The sequence below is a fragment of the Streptomyces pseudovenezuelae genome (genome assembly GCF_001513955.1).
Taxonomy (GTDB): Bacteria; Actinomycetota; Actinomycetes; order Streptomycetales; family Streptomycetaceae; genus Streptomyces; species Streptomyces pseudovenezuelae.
On sequence record NZ_KQ948167.1, the window covers coordinates 1,775 to 3,620 of the forward strand.

At 67.5% G+C, this 1,846-nt stretch carries 1 protein-coding gene; it reads right to left on the reverse strand.

Translation table 11 applies throughout. The features are described 5' to 3' along the window. The coding region (locus tag AQI94_RS42240) for an amino acid adenylation domain-containing protein (RefSeq protein WP_159050667.1) at positions 1–1,846 on the reverse strand (1,846 nt) is incomplete at both ends.

Below are 1,846 nucleotides of genomic sequence, written 5' to 3' on the forward strand. Positions count from 1 at the left end.
CGGCTCGGACAGCTGACGCGAGAAGAAGGCGTGCTGTACGGGTGTGAGCGGGAACTCGCCCGCCACGGCACCCTGTTCTGCATCTGCGGCGCGCTCCCTCTCCGCCACCGATGCCAGTCCGGCCACCGTCTGGTGATCGAAGAGCTGGGCCACGGTGACATGGACCCCGAGCTCACGGGCACGGGCCACGACACGGATGCTGATGATGGAATCACCGCCCACGTCGAAGAAGTTGTCCTCGACACCGACCCGCTCCAACCCCAGCACCTGAGCCCACACCCCGGCCAGGACCCGCTCCGTATCCGTACGCGGAGCCACATACACACCCGCCGATGCCACACGCTCTCCATCAGGGGCGGGCAGGGCTGCGCGGTCGAGCTTGCCGTTCGGGGTGAGGGGCAGGGCCGCCAGCTCGGTGAAGACGGACGGAATCATGAAAGCCGGCAAGTGAGCACCGGCATACGTCCGAAGATCCGTGACAGACGGAACACCCTCCACCACATCCTCAGGAACGAGATAGGCCACCAATCGGCGGTCCTCGTCGTCACCGAAGGGGATCACGACGGCCGACCGCACGCGCGGATGGTCCGCCAGCACGGCTTCTATCTCACCGGGTTCGATACGGAAGCCACGCACCTTGACCTGCTGATCCGCCCTGCCCACGAAGTCCAGCTGCCCATCAGGAAGCCAACGGCCCCGGTCACCCGAGCGGTACATGCGCGAACCGTCCGCCATGAAGGGGTCGGGAAGGAAACGCTCACCGGTCAGGGCCGGACGACCGGCGTAGCCACGGGCCACCTGCGGCCCGGCGATGAAGACCTCGCCCGCCACACCCACGGGGACGGGGCTCAAGAAAGCATCTAGTACGTACAGGCGCGCGTTGGCTACGGGAGCCCCGATGGGAGGCAACCCCACCCCGTCAACCGTGCCGGCGGTGACCATCACCGTCGCCTCGGTGGGGCCGTAGGTGTTCACCAGGCGACGACCGGGCGACCACGCCTGGGCGACCTGCTCCGTCAACCGCTCCGCGCCCAGCAACAGCGTCTCGATACCGGACACCTGCTCGGGGTCCAGCACACCCAACAACGACGGCACCACACTCGCCGCACCCACACCCTGCGCACGAACCAGCGCCGTCAGGACCTCGGGCTCCGCCCGCTCCCCCGCACCCGCCACAACAAGCGTGCCACCACGGCCCAGGGTCACCGCAATGTCCAGGACTGCCGCGTCAAAGCTGAAGGAGGCGAACTGCAACACGCGAACGCCCGGCCCAGCTCCCAGTTCGGGGCCGAGAGCGGACACCATGCCGACCACACCGCCGTGGGAAACCTGCACGCCCTTGGGACGACCCGTCGAACCCGACGTATAGATCACATACGCCAACTGCGCCGCATCGACAGCGACTTCAGGAGCCGTCGGCGGCAGATCCTCCGAAAGCTCCAGATCACCTTCGCGGAGCACCACCTGCGCCCCGCTGTCGGCGACCATGAACTCCAGCCGATCCGCCGGATATTCAGGGTCCAGCGGCAGATACGTACCACCCGCAAGCCACACCCCCAACACCGCCACCACCATGTCGACACCCCGCGGCAGACACAACCCCACCACCGACTCCGCACCCACACCCCGAGCACGCAACTCATGGGCGAGCCGGCTGGCCTTCCCTACCAGCCCGCCGTACGTCAACACCCGATCACCGGACACCACCGCCACCGCATCCGGAGCAGCAGACGCCCGCGCGACGATCAGCTCATGCACCCCACCCACCGACGGCAACGCAACCGGCCTGCCGTTCCAGCCCCGCACCACCTGCTCACGCTCATCAACAGACAACACAGGCAGCTCA